General features: G+C 67.3%; 31 protein-coding genes. 3 read left to right on the plus strand and 28 right to left on the minus strand.

The window, feature by feature from the left end; all coding sequences use genetic code 11:
- Window positions 1–9: 9 nt before the first annotated feature.
- Window positions 10–1,461: a hypothetical protein gene (locus tag ACIBK9_RS47170; RefSeq protein ID WP_397165634.1), complete on the minus strand. Its 1,452-nt coding sequence runs from the start codon at window positions 1,459–1,461 to the stop codon at window positions 10–12.
- Entirely contained in the window at window positions 1,421–1,966 is a 546-nt protein-coding gene (locus tag ACIBK9_RS47175) for a hypothetical protein (protein WP_397165636.1), read from the minus strand. Before ACIBK9_RS47175 ends, ACIBK9_RS47170 begins: the two co-directional genes overlap by 41 nt.
- 189 nt (window positions 1,967–2,155) lie before the next feature.
- Here ACIBK9_RS47175 and ACIBK9_RS47180 point away from each other — a divergent pair, with 189 nt between their 5' ends.
- The gene (locus ACIBK9_RS47180; protein ID WP_397165637.1) at window positions 2,156–2,392 is read left to right on the plus strand and encodes a hypothetical protein; all 237 of its coding nucleotides are present in this window, start codon (window positions 2,156–2,158) and stop codon (window positions 2,390–2,392) included.
- A 130-nt stretch (window positions 2,393–2,522) separates the two neighbouring features.
- Window positions 2,523–3,059 carry a LuxR C-terminal-related transcriptional regulator gene (locus ACIBK9_RS47185; RefSeq protein ID WP_397165639.1) on the plus strand — a complete coding sequence of 179 codons (537 nt, stop codon included), beginning with the start codon at window positions 2,523–2,525 and terminating at the stop codon, window positions 3,057–3,059.
- A 292-nt stretch (window positions 3,060–3,351) separates the two neighbouring features.
- Here ACIBK9_RS47185 and ACIBK9_RS47190 read toward each other — a convergent pair whose 3' ends face one another.
- From ACIBK9_RS47190 to ACIBK9_RS47305, 24 genes are all read right to left on the minus strand, one after another.
- Window positions 3,352–3,528: a hypothetical protein gene (locus ACIBK9_RS47190; protein WP_397165641.1), complete on the minus strand. Its 177-nt coding sequence runs from the start codon at window positions 3,526–3,528 to the stop codon at window positions 3,352–3,354.
- A 116-nt stretch (window positions 3,529–3,644) separates the two neighbouring features.
- Window positions 3,645–4,034, minus strand: a complete 390-nt coding sequence (locus ACIBK9_RS47195) for a DUF6221 family protein (protein WP_397165643.1) — start codon at window positions 4,032–4,034, stop codon at window positions 3,645–3,647.
- Window positions 4,027–4,509: a hypothetical protein gene (locus ACIBK9_RS47200; RefSeq protein WP_397165645.1), complete on the minus strand. Its 483-nt coding sequence runs from the start codon at window positions 4,507–4,509 to the stop codon at window positions 4,027–4,029. The genes ACIBK9_RS47195 and ACIBK9_RS47200 overlap by 8 nt, the downstream gene beginning before the upstream one ends.
- Before the next feature lie 3 nt (window positions 4,510–4,512).
- Window positions 4,513–4,833 carry a hypothetical protein gene (locus ACIBK9_RS47205; RefSeq protein ID WP_397165647.1) on the minus strand — a complete coding sequence of 107 codons (321 nt, stop codon included), beginning with the start codon at window positions 4,831–4,833 and terminating at the stop codon, window positions 4,513–4,515.
- A 1-nt stretch (window position 4,834) separates the two neighbouring features.
- Window positions 4,835–5,149 carry a hypothetical protein gene (locus tag ACIBK9_RS47210; protein WP_397165649.1) on the minus strand — a complete coding sequence of 105 codons (315 nt, stop codon included), beginning with the start codon at window positions 5,147–5,149 and terminating at the stop codon, window positions 4,835–4,837.
- A gap of 332 nt (window positions 5,150–5,481) precedes the next feature.
- Entirely contained in the window at window positions 5,482–6,354 is an 873-nt protein-coding gene (locus ACIBK9_RS47215) for a hypothetical protein (RefSeq protein WP_397165651.1), read from the minus strand.
- A gap of 165 nt (window positions 6,355–6,519) precedes the next feature.
- Window positions 6,520–6,711, minus strand: a complete 192-nt coding sequence (locus tag ACIBK9_RS47220; protein ID WP_397165653.1) for a hypothetical protein — start codon at window positions 6,709–6,711, stop codon at window positions 6,520–6,522.
- Window positions 6,708–6,905 (minus strand): hypothetical protein, encoded by a 198-nt coding sequence (locus ACIBK9_RS47225; RefSeq protein WP_397165654.1) that lies wholly within the window; start codon window positions 6,903–6,905, stop codon window positions 6,708–6,710. The genes ACIBK9_RS47220 and ACIBK9_RS47225 overlap by 4 nt, the downstream gene beginning before the upstream one ends.
- Window positions 6,902–7,126, minus strand: a complete 225-nt coding sequence (locus tag ACIBK9_RS47230; RefSeq protein WP_397165850.1) for a DUF6011 domain-containing protein — start codon at window positions 7,124–7,126, stop codon at window positions 6,902–6,904. Before ACIBK9_RS47230 ends, ACIBK9_RS47225 begins: the two co-directional genes overlap by 4 nt.
- Window positions 7,123–7,548 (minus strand): hypothetical protein, encoded by a 426-nt coding sequence (locus ACIBK9_RS47235; RefSeq protein WP_397165656.1) that lies wholly within the window; start codon window positions 7,546–7,548, stop codon window positions 7,123–7,125. The genes ACIBK9_RS47230 and ACIBK9_RS47235 overlap by 4 nt, the downstream gene beginning before the upstream one ends.
- A 44-nt stretch (window positions 7,549–7,592) precedes the next feature.
- Complete coding sequence (locus tag ACIBK9_RS47240; protein ID WP_397165657.1) at window positions 7,593–8,036, minus strand: hypothetical protein; 444 nt, start codon at window positions 8,034–8,036, stop codon at window positions 7,593–7,595.
- Window positions 8,029–8,298 (minus strand): hypothetical protein, encoded by a 270-nt coding sequence (locus ACIBK9_RS47245; protein WP_397165659.1) that lies wholly within the window; start codon window positions 8,296–8,298, stop codon window positions 8,029–8,031. Before ACIBK9_RS47245 ends, ACIBK9_RS47240 begins: the two co-directional genes overlap by 8 nt.
- The gene (locus ACIBK9_RS47250; protein WP_397165660.1) at window positions 8,291–8,635 is read right to left on the minus strand and encodes a hypothetical protein; all 345 of its coding nucleotides are present in this window, start codon (window positions 8,633–8,635) and stop codon (window positions 8,291–8,293) included. Before ACIBK9_RS47250 ends, ACIBK9_RS47245 begins: the two co-directional genes overlap by 8 nt.
- Complete coding sequence (locus ACIBK9_RS47255; RefSeq protein WP_397165662.1) at window positions 8,628–9,029, minus strand: DUF4326 domain-containing protein; 402 nt, start codon at window positions 9,027–9,029, stop codon at window positions 8,628–8,630. Before ACIBK9_RS47255 ends, ACIBK9_RS47250 begins: the two co-directional genes overlap by 8 nt.
- Complete coding sequence (locus ACIBK9_RS47260; protein WP_397165663.1) at window positions 9,022–9,261, minus strand: hypothetical protein; 240 nt, start codon at window positions 9,259–9,261, stop codon at window positions 9,022–9,024. Before ACIBK9_RS47260 ends, ACIBK9_RS47255 begins: the two co-directional genes overlap by 8 nt.
- Window positions 9,262–9,264: 3 nt before the next feature.
- Window positions 9,265–9,519 carry a hypothetical protein gene (locus ACIBK9_RS47265; protein ID WP_397165665.1) on the minus strand — a complete coding sequence of 85 codons (255 nt, stop codon included), beginning with the start codon at window positions 9,517–9,519 and terminating at the stop codon, window positions 9,265–9,267.
- A 4-nt stretch (window positions 9,520–9,523) separates the two neighbouring features.
- Window positions 9,524–9,706, minus strand: coding sequence for a hypothetical protein (locus ACIBK9_RS47270; protein ID WP_397165667.1), 183 nt, complete (start codon window positions 9,704–9,706; stop codon window positions 9,524–9,526).
- 4 nt (window positions 9,707–9,710) lie between these two features.
- A complete protein-coding gene (locus ACIBK9_RS47275) occupies window positions 9,711–9,977 on the minus strand; it encodes a hypothetical protein (protein WP_397165669.1) in 267 nt (88 codons plus the stop codon).
- A 68-nt stretch (window positions 9,978–10,045) separates the two neighbouring features.
- The gene (locus ACIBK9_RS47280) at window positions 10,046–10,258 is read right to left on the minus strand and encodes a hypothetical protein (protein ID WP_397165671.1); all 213 of its coding nucleotides are present in this window, start codon (window positions 10,256–10,258) and stop codon (window positions 10,046–10,048) included.
- Between the two features lie 70 nt (window positions 10,259–10,328).
- Window positions 10,329–10,634: a hypothetical protein gene (locus ACIBK9_RS47285; RefSeq protein WP_397165672.1), complete on the minus strand. Its 306-nt coding sequence runs from the start codon at window positions 10,632–10,634 to the stop codon at window positions 10,329–10,331.
- Complete coding sequence (locus tag ACIBK9_RS47290) at window positions 10,631–10,981, minus strand: hypothetical protein (protein ID WP_397165674.1); 351 nt, start codon at window positions 10,979–10,981, stop codon at window positions 10,631–10,633. Before ACIBK9_RS47290 ends, ACIBK9_RS47285 begins: the two co-directional genes overlap by 4 nt.
- A gap of 9 nt (window positions 10,982–10,990) precedes the next feature.
- Entirely contained in the window at window positions 10,991–11,323 is a 333-nt protein-coding gene (locus tag ACIBK9_RS47295; RefSeq protein ID WP_397165676.1) for a hypothetical protein, read from the minus strand.
- A complete protein-coding gene (locus ACIBK9_RS47300; protein WP_397165677.1) occupies window positions 11,320–11,802 on the minus strand; it encodes a hypothetical protein in 483 nt (160 codons plus the stop codon). The genes ACIBK9_RS47295 and ACIBK9_RS47300 overlap by 4 nt, the downstream gene beginning before the upstream one ends.
- Window positions 11,803–11,867: 65 nt before the next feature.
- Window positions 11,868–12,050, minus strand: a complete 183-nt coding sequence (locus ACIBK9_RS47305) for a hypothetical protein (protein ID WP_397165679.1) — start codon at window positions 12,048–12,050, stop codon at window positions 11,868–11,870.
- A gap of 109 nt (window positions 12,051–12,159) precedes the next feature.
- Between ACIBK9_RS47305 and ACIBK9_RS47310 the strand changes: the two genes are divergently transcribed.
- The gene (locus ACIBK9_RS47310; protein WP_397165680.1) at window positions 12,160–12,390 is read left to right on the plus strand and encodes a hypothetical protein; all 231 of its coding nucleotides are present in this window, start codon (window positions 12,160–12,162) and stop codon (window positions 12,388–12,390) included.
- 4 nt (window positions 12,391–12,394) lie between these two features.
- Here ACIBK9_RS47310 and ACIBK9_RS47315 read toward each other — a convergent pair whose 3' ends face one another.
- Together ACIBK9_RS47315 and ACIBK9_RS47320 are read right to left on the minus strand one after the other, a co-directional pair.
- A complete protein-coding gene (locus tag ACIBK9_RS47315; RefSeq protein ID WP_397165682.1) occupies window positions 12,395–12,667 on the minus strand; it encodes a hypothetical protein in 273 nt (90 codons plus the stop codon).
- Window positions 12,664–12,921: a hypothetical protein gene (locus tag ACIBK9_RS47320; protein WP_397165684.1), complete on the minus strand. Its 258-nt coding sequence runs from the start codon at window positions 12,919–12,921 to the stop codon at window positions 12,664–12,666. Before ACIBK9_RS47320 ends, ACIBK9_RS47315 begins: the two co-directional genes overlap by 4 nt.
- Between the last annotated feature and the right edge of the window lie 119 nt (window positions 12,922–13,040).

Below are 13,040 nucleotides of genomic sequence, written 5' to 3' on the forward strand. Positions count from 1 at the left end.
TCCCTCAGCTCAGTACGGGCTGATGCTCAGCGCCAGTTCGTCGTCGAGTTCGTCGCCGTCGACGATCTCGTCAGGCGGAGGTACGTGGGCGTAGGCGAGCATCACCGAGTCGGCCCGGTCCGGGGAGGGCAGGCCGCGCTTCTTCATGTCGTCTTTCGACTCGATGAGGACTTGGCCGCGGGCCGTGTACTTGTACTTGAGCGTCCCAAGCTGTGCGGCGAGCTCGTCGTCTTCGGGGTCGAGGTCGATGTCACCCTGCTCGAACCGTTCGCGCAGCCCCCACCACCATTCGGCGCGGGCGTTGGCGAAGTGCTCCCGATCCATGGCGCCGGCACCGGACTGCATGTCCAGGACGTCGTGCCCTGCTTCCAAGAGTTCGTCGACGACACCGGAGCCAACGCCGACACCGTCCACGCGGATCTCGTGCACCTGGTGCTCGCGCTTGGCGGCGATGACCTTGCCAGTCGTCTCCGTGGTGCGGGCGTGTGCGTGGTCGCCAATGATGCGAGCGACAGGGCCGCGAGCGAGGCAGAACACCGACCGGTCGGAGCCGAAGCGGGCCACGTCCACGCCGAGCACGTTCACCGGGCCCGGGTTGAGCGTCCGCTGCTGGGCGGCCTCGATCCAGCGCGGCGAGATCAGCGTGTCGTCGCCGACCTCGGGGAACTCGCCCAGCACCTTGGCCGTGTACCGGGGCGAGGTTTCGCCCCAGCGGCGCCGTTTGTCCTCCACCCACTCCGGCGACAGCATGAGTGGTCGCAGGTGCTCGGGGAAGGGCTCGTTGGTGAAGTTTGGGGTGTCGAACCCGGAGATGCGGATCGTGTTCCAGCCGGAGCCGGGCCGGCACACGTTGCCGAACTCCGTGTTCGGGTCGTCCGGGTTACCGATCGCCAGGATCCGGCAGTCGGCACCTGTGGTGATCGCTTCTACGGCGACCCAGAGTTGTTCGGGGATGCCGCACGCCTCGTCGAGGATGACCAGGACGTAGCGGCGGTGGATGCCCTGGAATCCGTGCTGGTCCTGGTCCGCAGGCTTGCGGCCCCACCCCACCAGGGTGCCGTCTTCGAGCTTCCACTCATCCGACTGCAGCACCCGGCCCGGGAGAGGGTCGCCGGCCGGGTTCTTCGCCGCCTTGCGGATCTCCTCCCACAGGATGGCGTGCACCTGCGCGTAGGTCGGGGCGGTGGAGACAATGAACGCTTCGCCGGGCGGGTGGACGTCGATCCACCAGCAGGCGATCTGCGCCGCGAGGAAGCTCTTGCCGGCGTTGTGGCAGGACTTCACTGCGGTGCGGCGGTGGTGGACGATGCTCTCGGCGATGTCGCGCTGCTTGGACCACAGGTGGCCGCCGAGCCGTTCCTTAACCCAGCCGACCGGGTCGTTCAGGTACGGGCTCGGCTGGCCGGCCTCGTCGAGGGCGTCAGCCGCTCGACGCAACGCGGAGTCTACGAGCAACGTCACGCCGCGCCTCCGCCTGCTCCTCCACCGACAAGCCTCGCTCGGCGAGGGTCGCGGTGATCGCCTTGATGATGATGTCGGCCTGCCGTTCGGAGATGCGGGCCAGACGCTCGTCGATGTTGAGCCGGGCCATGGACGACAGGAACTTCTCGCACCGGTCCAGCGCCCGCTCGAACAAGGCGACCTCGGCCCGGAGCTGTTCCCCGCCCTCGGTCGAGTAGCGGAGGCTGGTGAGCTCGTTGACGGTGCCGGCGATCGTGTCCTTCCAGGCGACGACCTGGCCTGCGATCTTCGACAGTTCCGACAGCGGGTCGGTGATCGGGTCCACATCCATGCGGGCCAGAGCGGCGCGCACCTTCTCCTCCGCTACCCTCTCGGCCGCCTTCGCCTTCACCTGCTTGGCGCGTCCGCCATGAGCGTGGCACACCATGCCGCCGGTGATGGCGTAGTTGTTGCAGGGTTCGCCGTTGGTCTTGCGGCCCTTGCATTTGCGGGCTTGCCGCCCCATGTCGCCTCCAAGGGTTCAAGTCGTCGAGGCGGGTTCTGGGTCAGACGCTCCTGCTGTCGTTACGCAGAGTAGGTATCCAGAGGGTGCCGACTTGTACCGAGAGTGACGAAACCGGCAGGAGGGGACAGTAGCGCCGGCGGCATGCACAATCCAGTGCTGCTAGCCACCCTCCCGGAAGGAGATTCGACGATGATCCGACACGGTGTAACCCTGCTCAAGCGCCGGTCACTCAACCCGATGACCAGCTCCAACCTGGATGGGATCTGGTGCTGCTCGTCCGGGTTCCACACCGACGGCCTCGTGGATGAGGGGGTCGTGCCCGCGAGGGAGTTGCCGATGGGCGGGCCGTTCGTGGGCGTGTTCGGCCCCCTGCGGTCCTACCACTGCACCATTCACCAGGAGAAGGTCATCTTCGCTCTGACGTGAGGTGTGGCGACGGCCCCGAGTCCGGGGAGCTCGGGGCCGTCTAACCTGCGGGGATCAGCCGCAGGGTTCTTGATGTCACGGTCAAGCCACAGCCCTACCGGCAGCCTGACGGGCCAGGCAGTATCGGCGTGTGGCGGATTGGGCGAAGTTGATCGAGGCCATTGCCGGCCTGGTCGGCGCCGTGGCGTGGCCAGTAGCTGTCGTCCTGGCGGTGTGGCTGGTCATGCGGAGGCACAGGGATGCCTTCGGGCGTTTGATCGACCGCGTCAGCTCTCTGCAATTCCCTGGCGGACAGATCGACCTCGCTGCCGTGGAAGCCAAGCAGGAGGAGCAGGTGGCGACCCTTGCCGATCAGGTGGTGTCGCCGGAATTGGATGCGGCTGAGCGGCAGGACGCAGTGCAAGATCTCGTTGCGGCTGCTGAGTCACTGGGACGTATTCGAGGCGAGCTTGATAAGACGTGGGGAACCTTGTCGCCGCGCGAGCAGGACTGTATGGATCTTGTGGTGCAGGGCCTCACGGACCGCCAGATCGCTCGGCGGCTTGAGGTTACTCTGTCCACTGTTCACACGTACATGGCGCGAATACAAGCGCGGACGGGGCTCAGGACGCGTGCTGAGATGAAGGAAGGATGGGCCCGTTACCGGAACCTTCAAGGTGATTCCTGAGCAGAGCGGGTCTGTCATTCGTCTTGCCTAGTGCGTGGCACTCTGCTGTAGTCCTCGCCCTGTACGGGCTGGACCTCGCGTGCCGGCATCCATGACTGTGCGGGTTTCTGTAGGCCGCCGCGGAAACCAGGCGCGTCGATCACGTACTCGACCAGTGCTTCCCACGTCCGGTCGGCGCGTTGCCGCCACGCCAGGATGTGACCTGCTCCAGCGGGGTGAGCTGGGAGTTTCACGACGGGCGGCATGGAAGCGAGGATACCCAGCAGGACGAACAGGTATTCGAGTCGGGTTACTAGCCGGCGTCGAGTAGCGCGGCAGCTTCCACGCTGAGGTGCTCGCGCAGGCGTGGCAGGTCGCAGGTGAGGATGCGGTCCAACACGATCGGGCAGGCGTGCTCCCAGCCGCCTTCGTCCTGCACCTGCTGGAGGCGGCCTACGAGCGTGGCGAGGTCGAGCTGTAGGGCGTCCATGCCGGCTCCAGGGTGGGGGGTTGTTCCGGGCGGGTGCTCCCAGCGAAGGCGCACACGGTAGGTGTGTCCTCATACCCGCCCGGAGGTCTAAGGATTGCTTAGGGCTTCTGACCTGCTCATTCGCGCAGCCACTCAGGGTTGAAGCCTTCGCGATGGCGGTAGCCGGAAGCCAGCCACTTGATCGCCGAGTAGAGGCCGTATAGCTCCCCTGCTGGCGCTGACAGGTGCTTGTCGTAGTGCGCCTTCGCTTCGGCGTGCTCGTCGAGCAGCGCCAGTTCTGCCGTGCAGCGGGCGATCGTGTCCCTGGGGTCGTGGCGAACGACGTGCTCGGCATCGAGCCACAGCAGTTCGTCAGCCACTCCACGCGCGCCGGGGAAGGTGTGCACGTTGCACGGCCTGGTCGGATCGACCGCCTTGCCGATGTGCCAGGGGCCCGGCTGCGCCTTCTCGGCTGCTGCCTTGTCGCCCTCTATCGTGGCCTTCAACCAGGAGAGCAGGTCAGACATCGGTGTCCACCTCGCCGGGCGTCCACTTGAACTTCTTCGGGTCCCACACCATGCCGAGCGACTTGCAGTACAGCCACTCGGCCCGCAGCTCCCCGAACACCTTGCGGATGTGCTCCAGACTCCAGCCGGACACTCTCAGGCAGCCGATGTGAGCCCCGCCCGCGTCCCTCCAGTGGTGCTCGACTCGGCGCTCGTCCCCGTCGTAGTGACGGCGGTTGTAGACGAGGGTTTCCTCATACGGGTTCGGCATCTTCATCGTGCCGCCGTAGTAGCTGTCCCGCTCATACACGGGCTCGGGCAGGTCCGGGTACCAGGTCAGTTCGTGCCAATCCCGGACCTGTTGCGGGCCTTCCCACAGCTCGTACTCGGAGACGCTCTCGCCGAGTTCGTACGCTGCGGCATCCTCTTCGCGGGCGAAAACTCCTTGGACACGGAAGTCGGAGTATGACCCGCTGGTCGCTAGGTAGACCTTCACCGCTCACACCTCCGTCAAGGGAGGCAGCGACGACAGGGGCACGATCTCGGTGTAGGTCACGCATTCCTCGCGTACCTCGTCGAGGACTCTGCGGCCGTTCTCGTCCAGCTCGTACAGGGTGACGATCGCGTACGGCGGCTTGCCGTCGCGGGCCTCGTAGACCTCGCACCGCTTCGCCCTGGCGGGGTCGATGTTCTCCGAGCGTAGCCAGGTTAGGAACGGCTCGTGCGGCATGACGATCTTGCCGCCGGTTGACTCCGTACGCCACATCAGGCGATCAGCGTCGGCCCACAGGTACGGCTTGGCGGTCGTCGTCTCTGCCATCTCAGACCGCCTCGTACGTCTCGGCGAACACGTCCGGCTTGCACGGGTAGAACTCTCCAGCAACGCCGCGGATGACGTAGTCGCCGGGACTGACCTTCATATCGCCTTCGAGGGTGCGGATGACGATCTGGCCGTCGGTGGGGTCGATCGTGACCCCTGTAGCGACAGGCTTGTATCCGGGGCCTTCACCAGCGGGCTGGGTGGAGCCGATGTGCTGCTCGATCCACTGGTAGACCTCCATGCCCTGCGCGGGTGTGGGGTCGATGGGGAGGAGCATGGCTTCGATCTCGACGGGCTTCTTCCTGAACCGGGGCATGCGTGTCTCCAGGGGGCTGTAGGGGGTTGTTGTGCGGCCCTGGACCCAACCCCCCAGCTAGTCAGGGCCGCACGCATATGGGGGTGGGTTGGCGGCCCCGCTCCCTCGCCGGGACGAGGGCCGCCAACCCGGCTCACGCGACAGTCACCTACGGGGGCAGGAGTGGTCACGCGAGCAGCGCGCCTCCAGCACAGGGCGCGCGTCTTGAAGTCTCTAGCGGCGTATAGGAGCCCAGAAATGGCGAGAGCCCGCCCACTCGGGGAGGAGATGGACGGGCTTCTCGACGGCTCTCGCCGAAGCTATCACCAGGGATCATGTCACCTGATCGTTGTCTACGCAACTACCAGGTCACGCTGACGACCCCTCGTGTCGCCCGAGGCCATGAGGTCGATCACGTCGCCCACGCGGAAAACCATGCGCCCCGACTCGTCCAGCCCTGCCGGCTGGAGCTTGCCCCTGGAGATCCAGGTGTGTAGCAGGGCGGGCTTGATCGGCCGGATCAGCGACGTCAGCGCGCGGGCGATCGTCGGGGCGCCGAACTGTCGGTCTTCGAGGGCTTTCAGCATCCACTCGCGGCGGGCGTGGACGTCGTAGCGGGGCCGCTGCCCGTCCTCGTCCACACACCAGCGGCAGCAGACCGACACAGCGCCAGGTCGGGCGTACAGGTCGCCTTCGCAGGCGTCGCACGGGCCGGCGTAGACGAGATCCCGCGGTGGGGCGTCGGTGGCGTAGCGGGCGTTCCTGGCGGCGAGAAGGATCTCCTCGACGGCGTCGGGGCCGGCGGGGTGGGCGATGAGCGGGCCGGCGTGCCTGCGGAGCCAACGAGAAACGTGGACGGGGTCGTGGTGGGGTTCGCGGCCGAGGTGGATGTACGTGCACGACGGGTGGTCGCAGGAGGCGCAGACGGGGCCTTGCAAGGGGTGGACGGAGGCGACGAGGACTCGGGTCCAGCCGAGCAGGATCACGGCGAGATGGTCAGCCGCCTCCGATGCTCGTTCGTTCCACGGGAGTGGCTTCTCGTTGCCGCGTCCGCCGACTCCCCCGCTGGTGAGGCGGGTCTGCCTAGTGATGGCGAGATCGAGGTCCGCCCACAGGTCCGGGACGGCGGCGAGTTCGCGGTCGAGTTCGGCCTCACAGGCTCCGCAGATGCGGGCCGAGCCGGGCATGGTGCGGTCGCAGGATGCGACGGGGCAGTCCAGGGCCACTTTGTCCCCCTCTGAGCAGTACGCTTACAGGAGACCGCTTATGAGGGCATTGCGGTGGGCGAGGACTAGTGGGACGAGGCGGCTCTCCGGTGGTGCGGAGGGCCGCTTTCGCTGTCTAGTGAGAGTCTGGCGTATGCCGGAGTGGCGGGAACGACAGTAATCGTCTCACAACTCGTCTTCGCCGAGGTGTAGCTTGGCGAGCGCCACGATCATGTCGGAGCGGCCGTGCTCGAAGATGCCGCACGAGCAGCGGAACGAGGCGTACCCGGTGGGCTTCCACTCGACGTACCGTCCGTCGTCGCTGACGTCCTCGTAGGCGTCCTGATCGACCGACCACAAGTGTTCGACGGCGGTCATATCCGGCCGTCCGGGGTCTCGTACGGCTCCCCCAGGCTGAGCATCGCCACGGGCTCTGTGATGCCTGCGCCGATGAACATCTGAAGCCCCTCATCCCACACGCAGAACCCGGCCGGCTCCTCGTAGGCGAGCACACCCCAGGTCCATCCGTCCCTAGTGTCGTAGACGTGCATCGGATGGAAGTAGCGGGTCACGTCTCCTCCAGTAGGTCTGTCTGTCCCTCCACGTCCCACCCGGTAGGGACACCAGTGATCCGGAGAGGCTTGCGGGGTGCGATGCCGAGCTTGGACGCGCAGTCAGGGCCGATGCCGAGAGCACGAGACTCAGGGGTGCGCAGGGTGTGCTTGCAGGCGGCGCATCGGGTGACGTGCTCTCGGGTAGAAGGCTCATCGAGGTTAAGGAGCAGCTCGCTCACCGGCAGGTCGGGCAAGGGCGCTTTCCTTTTCGTTCAGCCTTGAACACGTCCGTCTGTTCAACATCATGCAGGTGGTACTGCGCATGCAGGCTGCCGCGACGTCCGTTCAGGAACGCCTCGCAATCCACGTAGTCGTGATAGCAGTCCCCTGCTGCTGTGACGAGCACCTCGTTGGCCTTCTTGATGAATCGCCAGTGCTCCAGACACCCGGACCTACCACAGCGGAGCATCCAGGGAGCTTCGACGGCCATTAGACGCCGCCCGTCGGCTTCGCCGCAGCCACAGAGCGGCCTGAGCTCGTGGTTCAGCAGGTGGTAGACCTCGTTCCGTCCCTGCGTGGGAGTGTTCACGGTTACGCCGGCGAGTGCGGTCTTGCAAAGAGCTTCGCTCAAGAGGTCCGGGTCGTTCGGCATCGGCGTCACTTGGCCTCCTTGAACAGGGCGGACTGCTGTCTCGCCCGCCGGTCTCAGTCTCCTCCGCTGGCCATGGGCACGTCTTCCACTTTGAGAGACTTCGGTGGGGGCAGGCTAGCGTCGAGAGCGGCGAGGACGTCGCGTCCACAGTCAGCAATAGCCAGGTCTACCCGCTCTGCACAGGGGTCTCCGCGTTCGGCGAGCTGCGCCCACTCTGCAGCTTGAGCACGGACACGGGCGAGGACGGCGTGGAGCCGTTCCAGTTCCTCGTCTCGTACAGCGGCGACCACCTCAGCGAGCTCGGCACACGACGGCGTGTAGAACGCCCGACACCCATCCCCTGCGGAGACCATGACGTACGGCGTCTGGTCGATCCGGTCGGCGGGCTCAGGGTTCTCGACCCACTCGTTCTCGCCGTCCCTGTCGGACCGGTAGACCGGTTCGGTGAACTTCGCGGCGAGCGCTTCGGCGTAGCGGTGGCGGAGGTCATCAGCCACGGTCCTCCTCCCTCCACGGCTTGTACATGCGCAGCTCGTTGAGGCGCTGCTCGTCGATGCTGATGAGCCCCAGCTCCAGCAGGTGTAGCAGGTCCGCGCGGACCTGCCCATGTGCGATGTCAGCACCCGTCATCCGTGGCTGCTGGTAGAAGCCGTTCGGCCCCAGCGCCCAGCCGTTAGCAGCGCCGACAGCGATGCGGCGGATCCGATCGAAGGGGCTGCCCTCTGTCTCGTCCACGACGATGGTCACGTCCTCAGGCACGGGCTTCTCCTATCTGGCGGGCGAGGGCAGCATCCTCGGGACGGCACACGCACGAGACACAGAACTTGCGGTCCATCGAGCAGCGGCGGGCCTCGATGGCGGTGGCGATCTCTTCGGCGGTCCTCTTGCGCTCGTGCTCGCGGACGAGCTTGGTCCAGGCGTCCTTCATGGTTGAGGTGAGCCCGCACGTGTCGCAGGAGGCGACGTCGCCGTTCCAGGTGACGTCCTTGTGCGCCTTATTGAGGCAGGTCCAGAAGCGGAACGGCACGTTGGCGAACGCCTCCATGAGGTCGTCAGCGACAGCCTGTTCGGCTTCTGCTGGGATGGGCTCAGGCATCGGCGTACGCTCCGTCCGCGATCTCCAATAGCACGTCCGCATGGCAGGGGCCCTCTGGACACCAGCACGCGAGATCCTTGCCTGCCAGCTCGCGTCGAATCTCGTCCAGGGACGGGTAGGCGTCTCCGTACCGTCCGTTGAGCAGGTCCCACTTGAAGAACTTCGCGGCGAAGTAGCGTGCCGTCTCCAGGTCGTTGTAGGACGGTCCGCCGCTGATGTCCATCGGGCTGCCGTGGACGCGGTACATGCGCCTGCCGTCGCGTTCGCTGCGCTCCGGTGTGATCCGAACAGGGTTGCCCCACTTCGTGGTGCGGTCTACGCAGACCGCCCCCTCGGGGAGCTTGTAGCCCTTCGTGCGTCGTCTCTGGATGCGCTTCGGCTCTCGGTCACCCACGGGGCGCCTCCCTAACCCGGTGCAGCCACGAGCAGACGACGGCGACGGTGGAAGGCTCCCATCCCGCCAACCAGACCAGGATGGTGCGGTCCCACTCGCCAAGTTCGACACCGTCGAGCGCCGTCTGGAGGGCGGCCGTCTTGGCGAGGCGCGTGGACTCGCTGGGGTCGGCGAGTATGGCGCGTAGCGGCTCGGAGTCAATCGGGCCGCGAGGGATGTTGAAGTCGGCCACGGGTCACCCCTCCTCCGGGGCAGGGGTCTGTCCGAGGTGGATCAGGAGCGCTACGCCCTTCGTGGTGACGACCAGCGGGCGGCCCTTCAACGGCACGTAGTCGCCCTTGCGGAGGAGGCCGGCGTTTCGGAGAGCGTCGAGGGTGCGGCGGTGGATGCCGCTTCCCGGGCGTGACGATCCCGGGTCGCGGTCCACGTACACGGTGCCCTCGTGGGAGCGGCGGAGGAGGCTGAGCTGCGCGGCGGAGATCGTAGCCATCGGGTCAGCCCTCCTCGGGCCAGTAGGCGATCCGGTACTCGGTGAGCGCTTCTACGAGGACCGCTCGCATGCGGTCGTTGAGTGGCAGGGAGGGGTTCTGCTGCCAGGCCCGGACGGCGGTGTTCAGCAGCCAGTCCGGGACAGCAACGTCAGCCGGGTAGCCCGAGCGGCGAGTGTCCTTAGGCATCGGGTCAGCCCTCCTCGGAGGAGGAGTCCGGAGAGGCGAGGCTCCATGGTCCCCATGTCGTGGTCTTGACTCGTTCGGCGACGATGCCGCCCTCGGCCTTGGCCTTCTTCTCGGCGAGGTGCTGCGGGTAAGGGCCGTGGGCGGACAGCCTCCCCTTGCCCCGCCAGTAGGAGACGACGACGTACTCGCGCTCCTGTTCCTTGTACGTCGGGTCGTCGCCGAACACGTCGGCGAGGACCTCCCGCTCGTTCGGGGTGAGTTCGTTGCTCATGTCGCCTTCTCGGTTGCTCGGGGGTCTTGGGTTGCGGTCTCTCCCGTGTAGGCGGAGAGGGCGAGAGGTCAGCGGCGCTTGTGCTCGGGGCAGAAGTCGTACGGCGAGCGGGAGCCCTTGCCGCGCGGCGGTGGTACATCCCAGCCAGCGCGGCGGGCAGCACGTCGGGTCGCCCGATCGCTGCCCTGGTCGAAGTCATGCTTCGCCTCGAAGGTGGCTCCGCAGTCAGGCGCGTCGCAGGCCAGGGTGTAGATCGGCTGCTGCGTCAGCGTGGCGGTCATCGGTCGGTCTCCGTTCAGGGGGTCTGGTCAGGGGCGGGCGGGACAGCGAAGGTCCCGCCCGTGAGGGTCGTCAGTCTTCGCCTTCGCCGCCGAGCCGGACCGGCCGCCAGTGCACCTGGTGGCGGGTCTGCACGTCCTCCTGGTCGGGTGTGTCTGCGAACAGCACCTGCGGCCCGTCTGGGTCGTCACCTGTGACGGGCGCCCACGAGAACACCGTGCCGGGCGGGAAGTCGGCTTCCGCGAGCTTCTCGGCCTGGTCGCGGGCAGCCTCCTCGTCCAGGTGGGCGCCGTCGACCTGGTACGGGCCGGCGGTTTCGCGGACGGTCAGCCACACGTACAGGTCGGTCGTGCGGTCGGGCATGACGATCGGGTTCATCGGGGGTCTCCGTTCGGTTCGGGGCCGAGCAGGTAGGCGGCGTGAGCGGCGATCAGGTCGGCCGTCGCGGGGTTGCGGGCTTGTACGGCTTCCAGGTGCCGGCGTGCACGCTCGCGGGCGGAGTCGATGGCGATCGGGGCGAGGTCGACGACGTCGGCGGCGAGCGTGTACCCGACGGGGTTGAGGGCGGTTTCGGCGCGCGGCCACGGCACTTTCTCGTACCGGTGCCCGTCCACCACGTACTCCTCGGCGAGGCGTAGGGCGGCCTTCCATGCGCGCATCTCGCGGGCGATGTGCAGGTAGGTGTCAGCGTCGGCGTCGCCGGTGGCGACGAGCTTGTCGACCATCGCGTCCTCCTATGCCGGGAGGGTCGTCTGGACGGGTTCGGTGTGGCTGGCCGCGACCACCTCCATGTGGTGGCGGATGCTGTTGGCGCGCATCGCTAGAGCGTTGGCTTCCCCGCACAGCCGGACGTTGAGGATGGCGTAGTCGGCGCTGTCCTCGCCGCGGACGGCCGCCCAGACGGACCGCTCCTTCATCACCTGGCCGGCGGCCCGGAGCGTCTCAGCCCACCCGCTGTACTGGTCGGCGTGGGAGCGCTGGGTGGCCTGCCACGCCTCGTACGCGTCGGGGTCGGTGCAGGCGATGCACGGCCGGCCGTGCAGGTCGGGCGGGTGGACGGGGGTCATGCTGCGCCTCCGGTCTTTCCAAGGCGGGCCGGGGTGGTCCTGCGACGGCGGAACGCCCGCGGGTCCGAGGTCGGGACGGTGCCGCCCAGCAGGGGCCGGCCCTCAAGGTCGGTCGCCGGGCCGCCGTCGGCCCAGCGGGCGCGACGGTAGCGGTCGATGTGGCTGCCGTCGTGGTCCTCCGCCCGGGCGCAGATGAGTGTCCTCTGGTCGTGGACTCTGGTTGCGCCGCACCGGGGTTCGCCAGCCTGGGCGCCGGGGAGGCCGAGCCGGCCCAGCTCGGCCTCGACCTCCGGCCACCAGAACATCGGGTTGTGGGAGCCGACCCAGGTGATGACGAGCTCCGCTAGCGACTGGTGGCGGGTGATCCACAGGCTGACCGCCTGCTTGGTGACGCCCGTACGGCGGGCGATCTCAGCGGAGTTGACCAGGTGCTCGCGGATGGCGTCGTTGGCACCGGGCGGCGCGACGAAGTCGGACATGTTCTCACCACCTTCGGGTGATCAGGGAGAGGGGGTTGGGCCCCTCTCGGGGCCCTCGGGGTCTGCTAGACGGGGACGATCTCCATCCACCAGGACCAGGTGGGGCCCTCCTGGTCGGGGTCGTTGTCCCACCGGATCAGGTACTCGGCCTCGGCGTCCTCGCCCTGGCCGTCGATGCGGGCCCGGAGGATGGTGCCCAGCGCCGGATAGTCGGTGTCCCAGTAGCGGATCCGGGTTCCGATCTCCATGACCTGCATCTCGTTCTCCTTGGCTCCGTATGGTGGCTAGCCACCTTCTGTTGAGATGAACATAGCACGCCCACTAGAAGGTGGCTAGCCCCTCTGGCACACTGATCTCATGCCGACCGAGCACCGCCTGAGCGCCAAGGCGTTCCGCCCCCAGCCAGACGAGTACGACCCCGTCAAAGACGGGCTCGCCGAGCGGCAACGCACCATGGACGACTTCCTGCGCGCCTTCCTCCGCCTCGCCCGCGAAGACCTCGACGCCGCCCTGAAGCTCGTAGAACCGCACTGGCCGCCCGCCAAGCCCAAGGTCGGCCGCCCCCGCAAGACGCCCGCCGGCGAGTAGCCCGTCACCTCGACCGCCGCGCCCGGTTCAGCCTCCGGAACAGGTCCGCCAACCCGGCGAGCGCGAACACCAGGACGATGGCCAGCACGCGCCCATTGCCCGTCTCCATTGCGTACTGGCCGAACCAGAAGCCGAACGCCATGGCCGGCAGCCCGAGCGCGGCGGTGACGGCGATGAACCCTGGCGTGAACGGCTGGGCCAGGGGCTCCAGCAGCCAGCGGCGGAAGCGGCGGATCAGCCCCCTCTGCTCGACGACTTCTTTTGTCGGTGGCGTCATCGGGACGCCTCCCCAGACTGCCGAACGTCCGCCCGCGAGATCACAGCCGTGAGGTCGTCGGCGTGCTCCTCACGGTGCTCGACGTGCTCCTCCCTGTCTGAGGTAGCGGGGCACAGGATGAGCAGGCCCACGCCCTTCTCCCAGTTCTGCCAGACCTCGCAGACGGTGACGATCTGCCCGCGAGACAGGACGACCCAGCCGGGCTCGACCTGACCCCACGGGACGATGGCGGCGGTGATGGTCTCTGTGCTCATCGTTCGCTTCCTCTCTCGAACATGGCCCCTGAGAGGCTGCATGTCGATCTTGATTAGGACTGGAGTTCTGATCTCGGAGCGCTGAGAGCCGCTTCTAAAGGGCTCTCAGCCACCCGTCC

The sequence above is a fragment of the Nonomuraea sp. NPDC050227 genome, from assembly GCF_044459705.1.
Taxonomy (GTDB): Bacteria; Actinomycetota; Actinomycetes; order Streptosporangiales; family Streptosporangiaceae; genus Nonomuraea.

Excerpts from the sequence above, each read along its gene's own strand:
- ACIBK9_RS47285 (WP_397165672.1), bottom strand. The coding sequence starts at position 10,634 with ATGAACCCGATCGTCATGCCCGACCGCACGACCGACCTGTACGTGTGG.
- ACIBK9_RS47305 (WP_397165679.1), bottom strand. The coding sequence starts at position 12,050 with ATGGAGATCGGAACCCGGATCCGCTACTGGGACACCGACTATCCGGCG.
- ACIBK9_RS47270 (WP_397165667.1), bottom strand. The coding sequence starts at position 9,706 with ATGCCTAAGGACACTCGCCGCTCGGGCTACCCGGCTGACGTTGCTGTC.
- ACIBK9_RS47210 (WP_397165649.1), bottom strand. The coding sequence starts at position 5,149 with ATGCCCCGGTTCAGGAAGAAGCCCGTCGAGATCGAAGCCATGCTCCTC.
- ACIBK9_RS47290 (WP_397165674.1), bottom strand. The coding sequence starts at position 10,981 with ATGGTCGACAAGCTCGTCGCCACCGGCGACGCCGACGCTGACACCTAC.
- ACIBK9_RS47315 (WP_397165682.1), bottom strand. The coding sequence starts at position 12,667 with ATGACGCCACCGACAAAAGAAGTCGTCGAGCAGAGGGGGCTGATCCGC.
- ACIBK9_RS47250 (WP_397165660.1), bottom strand. The coding sequence starts at position 8,635 with ATGCCTGAGCCCATCCCAGCAGAAGCCGAACAGGCTGTCGCTGACGAC.
- ACIBK9_RS47275 (WP_397165669.1), bottom strand. The coding sequence starts at position 9,977 with ATGAGCAACGAACTCACCCCGAACGAGCGGGAGGTCCTCGCCGACGTG.
- ACIBK9_RS47295 (WP_397165676.1), bottom strand. The coding sequence starts at position 11,323 with ATGACCCCCGTCCACCCGCCCGACCTGCACGGCCGGCCGTGCATCGCC.
- ACIBK9_RS47300 (WP_397165677.1), bottom strand. The coding sequence starts at position 11,802 with ATGTCCGACTTCGTCGCGCCGCCCGGTGCCAACGACGCCATCCGCGAG.
- ACIBK9_RS47175 (WP_397165636.1), bottom strand. The coding sequence starts at position 1,966 with ATGGGGCGGCAAGCCCGCAAATGCAAGGGCCGCAAGACCAACGGCGAA.
- ACIBK9_RS47320 (WP_397165684.1), bottom strand. The coding sequence starts at position 12,921 with ATGAGCACAGAGACCATCACCGCCGCCATCGTCCCGTGGGGTCAGGTC.
- ACIBK9_RS47180 (WP_397165637.1), top strand. The coding sequence starts at position 2,156 with ATGATCCGACACGGTGTAACCCTGCTCAAGCGCCGGTCACTCAACCCG.
- ACIBK9_RS47280 (WP_397165671.1), bottom strand. The coding sequence starts at position 10,258 with ATGACCGCCACGCTGACGCAGCAGCCGATCTACACCCTGGCCTGCGAC.
- ACIBK9_RS47190 (WP_397165641.1), bottom strand. The coding sequence starts at position 3,528 with ATGGACGCCCTACAGCTCGACCTCGCCACGCTCGTAGGCCGCCTCCAG.
- ACIBK9_RS47265 (WP_397165665.1), bottom strand. The coding sequence starts at position 9,519 with ATGGCTACGATCTCCGCCGCGCAGCTCAGCCTCCTCCGCCGCTCCCAC.
- ACIBK9_RS47310 (WP_397165680.1), top strand. The coding sequence starts at position 12,160 with ATGCCGACCGAGCACCGCCTGAGCGCCAAGGCGTTCCGCCCCCAGCCA.
- ACIBK9_RS47195 (WP_397165643.1), bottom strand. The coding sequence starts at position 4,034 with ATGTCTGACCTGCTCTCCTGGTTGAAGGCCACGATAGAGGGCGACAAG.
- ACIBK9_RS47220 (WP_397165653.1), bottom strand. The coding sequence starts at position 6,711 with ATGACCGCCGTCGAACACTTGTGGTCGGTCGATCAGGACGCCTACGAG.
- ACIBK9_RS47205 (WP_397165647.1), bottom strand. The coding sequence starts at position 4,833 with ATGGCAGAGACGACGACCGCCAAGCCGTACCTGTGGGCCGACGCTGAT.